Annotated in this window: 6 protein-coding genes; all 6 read right to left on the bottom strand. The window is 61.0% G+C overall.

Features of this window, described 5'->3' with window-relative positions:
• Positions 1-160: 160 nt before the first annotated feature.
• Positions 161-424 (bottom strand): hypothetical protein, encoded by a 264-nt coding sequence (locus HMPREF2886_RS04495; protein ID WP_070746862.1) that lies wholly within the window; start codon positions 422-424, stop codon positions 161-163.
• 35 nt (positions 425-459) lie between these two features.
• A complete protein-coding gene (locus tag HMPREF2886_RS04490) occupies positions 460-789 on the bottom strand; it encodes a hypothetical protein (RefSeq protein WP_083318520.1) in 330 nt (109 codons plus the stop codon).
• Complete coding sequence (locus tag HMPREF2886_RS04485) at positions 786-1,154, bottom strand: hypothetical protein (protein ID WP_070746861.1); 369 nt, start codon at positions 1,152-1,154, stop codon at positions 786-788. Before HMPREF2886_RS04485 ends, HMPREF2886_RS04490 begins: the two co-directional genes overlap by 4 nt.
• A complete protein-coding gene (locus tag HMPREF2886_RS04480) occupies positions 1,151-1,780 on the bottom strand; it encodes a glycoside hydrolase family 19 protein (protein WP_070746860.1) in 630 nt (209 codons plus the stop codon). The genes HMPREF2886_RS04485 and HMPREF2886_RS04480 overlap by 4 nt, the downstream gene beginning before the upstream one ends.
• 44 nt (positions 1,781-1,824) lie before the next feature.
• Positions 1,825-2,949, bottom strand: coding sequence for a phage tail fiber protein (locus HMPREF2886_RS34940; protein WP_256562487.1), 1,125 nt, complete (start codon positions 2,947-2,949; stop codon positions 1,825-1,827).
• A gap of 960 nt (positions 2,950-3,909) precedes the next feature.
• On the bottom strand, positions 3,910-6,579 hold a 2,670-nt coding region (locus HMPREF2886_RS04465), incomplete at its 5' end, for a TipJ family phage tail tip protein (RefSeq protein ID WP_070746859.1).

Below are 6,579 nucleotides of genomic sequence, written 5' to 3'. Positions count from 1 at the left end.
GAGCCATTGCTGACTCAACGGATTTCGAATCCGTTTTCAGCCCCTATTCTGCGCCACCTACAGCCAGGAACGCCAGAATCCATGCACCATTCGAGTAGCGTGCTTCATGCTCATGAATGGCTGTTTGGGGGATTGATTCCCCCAGAATTCCCCCAGCGCCTCAGCGCTCGGCTTCATAGGCCGCAACACCCTTCCCTATGGCACGCCACTCATCCTGCGGCATACGCGAATCACAGATGAGCACCTCGACCTCGGCGCCCTCCTTCGGCTCCGCCGGCCGAATAGCTGCATGCCGGAGAATCGTCTGCATGTCTGGGACGTAGCTGCTCTCCGAGCCGTGGAACGACCAGATGCCGAACTTCCCTGCTCCACCCACCTGGTGGTCGAGTTTCACCGACCAGCCCTTGAATCGAATCACCAGCATAACCGAGCTCCGTAGGAAAAGGCCGTAGTCTACTCCTAATCCTGACAGGCCTGGTTCGCAGCCAGTAGCTGCGCCTCGTAACCGACGCGCTGCAAGCGTTCGGCGAGCAATGCACGGACCTTGGTCTGGATATCGTCGCTCTTCTTCAGCCCAGCGGTTGCCCAGGCCGGCACCTCCACCGCCGGCACTCGGCAAGGCACCACCACCGGCACATCTACGCGCACCGTGCGCGGCTCGGCCTCCTGCCGTCCGGCGCATCCCGCCAGCGCGAACACCAACCCCAGCACCTGCACCACCTGCACCTTTCGGCTGCACCTGCCGGAAATCGCTGCACCTGCAGTCTTTCGCCACGCCTGCAGCTTCATAGCCCCAGCTCCTTGTCGATGACCGCCTCGGCGGCAGCACACTGCTCGCCGGCGGTGCGGTCACGCAGCAGACGGTTGGCGGCGGAATACCGCTCGGCGGCCTGCTGTCGTCCCTGCTCCACCGCCTGGACTGCGTCCCTCGCCCGCTGTTCACCAGCCTGACGCAGCGCGGCGACCTGCCTGCCCTGCTCCGCGACTGCGGCCTCCAGGCTGCCCCGGGCGGCGCGGCAGGCAATCAGATCCGCCAGGGCAGCATCGAGCTGCGGCCGGTAGTGCCGCGCGCCGAGCCAGACACCGCCGGCGGCGCCGAGGCCGAGCAGCACCAGGCAGGCCAGCGTGATCGAGATCACCCGCGCAGAAATCACGACAGCACCCTCTTCGCCCGCTCCCACAGCGCCAGGCGCTCCGCCTGGCCGTTCGTGCCGCCGTTGATCCGGCGGGTGATGGCGGCGAACTCGCCTCGGTCGGCCAACTCATTGACGCCGTGTGTCGACCACCACCAGGCCGCCGACAGCGCAGCGAACTCCGGCTGCTCGAGCAGTTCGGGTTCCTGCTCCAGCGGCTGGCCCAGCCCGGCGCCGGCGGCGCGGTAGTTCGACCGGCCGGTGATCTGCAGCAGGCCGCGCCCACGGTAGCACCAGCCATCGCCGGACGCCTCGTCGCCATTGCCGTTGCGCGAGGCGTAGGCGTTGTTGGCGATGGCTCGGGGGTTGCGCGCCAGGCGCTGCGCCAGGGCGTTGGGCTGGCCGTCGGCATCGCGGTACCGGCTCGGCCAGGTCGCAGCCAAGCCGCGCGCGCTGTAGTTGAGGTTCTCCACCAGGTGGGTCAACTGGCCGCTTTCGTGGCCAACTTGGGCGAGGAACACCGCCGCGCGCACAGGCGACGTGATACCGAAGCGCGTCATCCCGCGGTTCAGCGCACCAACAAAAACGCCGGCTCGAGGGCCGGCGTTCGGGAGGATATGCAGCAACTGCTGCTCAGTGATAGGCATGCTGATCTCCAGGCACAAAAAAAAGCCCGCAGAGTGCGGGCTGGTCATAGAGTCTCGGGCTGCATCTCGGGAGGTGCCGGCATCGACAATCGGACATCGATCCAACTGTTGAGCGGGACATCCAGTGGGGCGCCCTTCCCGAGCACCATTTCGCCGTCGTCACTGAGTGTCCAGCGCTGTTTGAAGAGCCGGATGGTGACCGTCCCATCCTCAGCCTGTTCGCTGTCAGTGATACCGAGTGGGCGACCGCCGTCGGGAGACGCAGGGTCGATCACGCGCCAGCCCTCTTTCGCTAGCCCCAGGCTACCAGAGACCTTGTAGACGCCAACGGCGAGCCGTTGAACAGTAACGCCGCGGGCCTCTGCGTTGGCTACACCCCAAGCCCCCGCAGGCTCGAAGTCCAGTTCGTTGAGGTCCGGTCTCAAGCTCCCATCAACGTTGGCGATACGCACGACAGGCGATGCAGCACGAAGCGTCCCGTCGGTTGCTCTCGTCGTGTTTATAGTCGTGTAGAACTCGAAAATAGGGGCAGACGAGAATTTCCCGCAGCGACCCTTAACCGTTGACGCAGGCACCTGGCCGAAAAATATCTGCGCTCCTCGCAGGTCGGATCCGTCGTAGCCGATCGTCAGCACAGATCCGTTGCTAATGCCAGTTGCAGCAGAGTCAACTGTTGACGGGTCGAATATCTCGACGCTTGTCGCATAACGATGAATCGATGGAGCTCGGTCAGGACGCTCAGAACCAATCCCGTATGCGCCAACCGGCATCGCGTTTCCAAGCGAGGTGCCAATATCGACCTGGGCGGCGCTGCGCAACTCAAGCGAGCTCCTCGCCTGGGCCGGCGTCGGTGCCGTCGCCCATGGCTGAATGCCGGCCAGCGTCCCGCCCCACTGGCTGGCGATCAGGTTGAATCGATCCGACAGGTCCTTGTCGTAGCCCAGGATCGGCGCCACCGCATAGGGCTGGCCGCTGGCCGTGCTGCCCTGGTAGTTGGGCTTGATCGAGATGACCGTCGAACTGGCGACGTTGCTCACTTCGTAAAGGCGCCCATCAGGGGCAATAAAGGCGTCGCCTACCCGGACATTAGACGAAAACTGCGTTCCGGTACCGGTAACGGTCGGGCTATTTGCGGTCACCGCTACGGTGCCAACTGCATACCATGCCATTTAGGCCTCCAACAAAATTACGCTACAACAATTAGCGGCCAGTTGAAATTAAACCCGGCCTCATCAGGAACTAACGAGGACACGAAAATCATAGTCCGAGAACTGTATAGAAATCCTATACGAGGCGGCTCAAGAGAATAGATATGCTTTAAATTAAAATGACTCACCAGAAAATAAGTGGACACTCCGTATGAATACGGTAGCGCCCACGTTTGCATGTCCATCCCTCCGGGCCAGTTTGGGTTGTGAGCATATAGCGCCCACTCTTGCGCCCCTCCGACAAACCGAATTATCTCGCGATTACTGTCGAACATGACACGCGACTGAGCATCGAATACACACGTCCCCCAGCCCCCTGTACGAGGTAGCATAACTGCAGCGGCCTTCCACTTTCCTCCGTATACCGGTGGATCGGTATCCCGGAAGCTAGACTGGTAAAACGCAAATCCAGACCATGCCCCAGCCCCGCCCAGGTGGCGAAATCTATAAATCTGGTGAGGTCCATTAGGGCAGAAATATACATATGGCTCATACGGAGAATTAATAGGCTCTAGGTAGCTGATCACAATTTCAGCCGTACCTTGAACACCATACTCCCCACTCTCTACGACATGCATGCATGGGTTTGAGTCATCGATAATTGTTTGCCCATTGGTTCCCCGAACAAGGATACCGTAGCTCATGAGAACATTACCGCATGTAGAACATAGGTAACATTTGGAGATCCGCCTCGCAAAAACGTAATTACATTTCCAGATATTCGATAGGAAGGGACGCTTCCGAATGGGTTGCCACTTGAGATTAAGAAAACTACACCGCGAGCGGGATCAAAGCCGGGGACACTCACTGCCATTCCTTCTGTGATCGCTCCGATGGATTGCCGATATATAGTCCGCGCCGACTGACCGGTGAGGTCCATCACGATCCCTCCGGCGGCGTTTTTAAAACGAATTCCGAACGTCATAGGTCGAGATTCCCCGTCTGTACGCGAACAACCCCGTTAGCGTCGAGAGTCTTGATCGCATCCCCCGTCATCTCTTGACTACCATTGCTCCCAGTACTCCGAACAACAAGCTTGCCGGAAACGAAGTCGATATCGATTAGTGGGCGCCCTTGCGAATCAAGCGCTTGTGATTGCAAGCGCATACCCATAATCAACTCGCGGATAAAGGCTCGGTTTATTAACGCTTCATTAATAAACATCTGGCCGCCGACGATCGAGACCGGCGCCACGGTCTGCCCGCTGGAACTGTTGAACCAGAGGAACCTATCAGCCTGGAACGCCATGGTCGTCACGCTCGTGCCGCTGTCGAACCCAAGCTGGAACCCGGTGGCGTACTGCTGCCCATTGGCATGGGCCTGGAGCTTCACGCTGTACATCGCCTTCACGCCCTGATCCAGTGACGCTACAACGCTCTGCGTGGTCTGAATCGCGGCCCCGTTGGCGCTCGTTTGCGCCTGGACGGTCTCTACACGCTTCGCCTGCGCCTCGATCTCATTCGCGCGCACGATGACCTCGGTGGCTGCTCGAGCAATGGTGTCCCACCCCTTCAGTGCATCCGCTTTCTCTCCGGTAGCCGGCTCCCGGCGCGCGGCTGCTTGCAGCACGTCCAGGCTGGAGGCACTGGACTGAACAACACCGTCGAGCTCTTCAATCGCGGCCGCATTCTCAGTCACGCGTAACGCAAGGGCATCGACCGATTCGACGAGCTCGCCCACATCAGCCCAGTAAACGGGGTTCGGCGGCGGATTGCCCGCGGGAACGTCCTGGAGGGCTTGATAGAACCTGCCGTTCAATCGAACGATCTGGCCCTTCTGGTATACCGTGCCGGCGTCGTAGTACTGCTCCATCAACTGGTCGACGTTACCGCCGATTTGCTCGATGTTTTCGAAGAACTGCTCGCCGAGGGCGGACTCGACGTACTCCTTGGTGATCAGCTCGTTGTACTCGCTCGCATCCGTCGAGCTGATGCCGTCGACCCAGGCCGACCAGGGGCCGACGTTGCCGGTCCGGTCGATCAGCCTCCCGCGGAAGGCCAGGCGAGCGCCGGCCGCCAGCGAGGTCAGCGTGTGGGTGTCGGTCGGGTATGCAAACAAGCCCAGGGCAGTTGCGTTCTGTTCGCTGCCGCCTGGGGTAACCGACTGTTGGATCTCGGTGTAGGCGGTGTCCGCCGCGCCACTGGCCGGGAATCCCCACTCCAGGCCGATCTTCCACGGTCCGCTGGTGGTACGCAGGAATGCCAGCGCCGGCGGCGCGCCGGTCTTACCGGTGATGTTGGTCAACACCGAGTTCGCCGGGATCGACGACACGTTCATGGAGTTAACGGCGCGCACACGCGCAAGGTATTGGCCGGTGTATACCCCGCGGACCTCGACCATCAGTTCACCCGTACGCGGAACCCTGACCCACTCGCGCGAGCCCCAGCGCCACTCTACGTCGTACGCTACCGCGTCCGGTGCCGCGTCCCAGGCGATGGTCATGATCGTGACCGCCAGGCCTTGCTCGACCGCGATGTGCTGCGAGATCAATACGCGTGCAGGCGGATCCTGCACCCCGGACGGCAGGACGCTGATCGGCCGAGAATCGATGATCGCCCCGTGATCAATCGCATCAAACTTGCCGGGCTCGTGCTGGATGACCTCAAGCTGAAATTGCTCCCAGCTTGGCCTGGTCACATTCTTGACATAGAACTGCATCAGGGCCAGGTCGTCGTAGTCGATCGCCCACCCGCTCTCAGGGGAAGGCTCTTCGCTGAAGTCGGCCACCACTGTTATGACGCGCCCATCCAGGCCTTGAATCGCTCTGGCTTCCGAGCGCCCGCTGGGCAAGTTGACCCGCAGTCGCGCGCCGAGCGGGATATCCACATCTCGATCAACGGTGATTGCTCGTCCAGACACCGCCGAGATCCTGCCGCCGTTCGCACGACCGGCAAGCATGGGGTCTGCCAGAGCCACCACCTGCCCAGGGCGAGGGATGAATCCATCCAGGCCAACCTTCCAGACGGCACCACGAGTCTGCAATTGCTCAGTCATAAGCGCCCACTGCCCCGCCCGCTGAGCCTGGCCCTGACTGGTGCAGCCAAGAGCCCCGACCGATACCTCCCTGACGATACCGCCAAGCTCGACAATCGCATCCTCGTCGAAGACCGGCTCCTTGTCTGTCTCGAACGCATTGGCAGGATTGTCCCAAGAGACCATCGCCAGCGAATGGCGGTCTCGCGTCCGTGTCCCCGAGTACGCAACCACGCCATCGTTCAGAATCTGCGAAGTGGTGTAGGTGTAAACGGGGTCCTGCGGCATGTCGGCGTTGACAGTGATCTGGCTACCATCCCAGAACGCCAACCCATGAAAGATTGCAGCGAGATCCTGAAGAACGGCATACGCCTCCTCTTGCTTCTGAAGATAGAGGTTGCAAGTGAACCGAGGCTCTTGACCGCCCTTCCCGTCCGGCACCAACTGGTCGCAATACTGCGCAATGCGATAGAGGGCCCAACGGTTGACCATGCTCTGGTCGATGCGCTCGCCCAGGCCGTAATAGGGGTTCAACACCAGGTCATAGAAGACCCAGGCCGGATTGTTGGAATAAGCCTCCTTGAAGGTGCCGTCCCAAACGCCATTCGTGGTACCGGG

Source organism: Pseudomonas sp. HMSC066A08 (assembly GCF_001813025.1).
GTDB lineage: Bacteria > Pseudomonadota > Gammaproteobacteria > Pseudomonadales > Pseudomonadaceae > Pseudomonas > Pseudomonas aeruginosa.
Note: the sequence above shows the minus strand (reverse complement) of the source record. Positions and strands in the feature narration are given on the sequence as shown.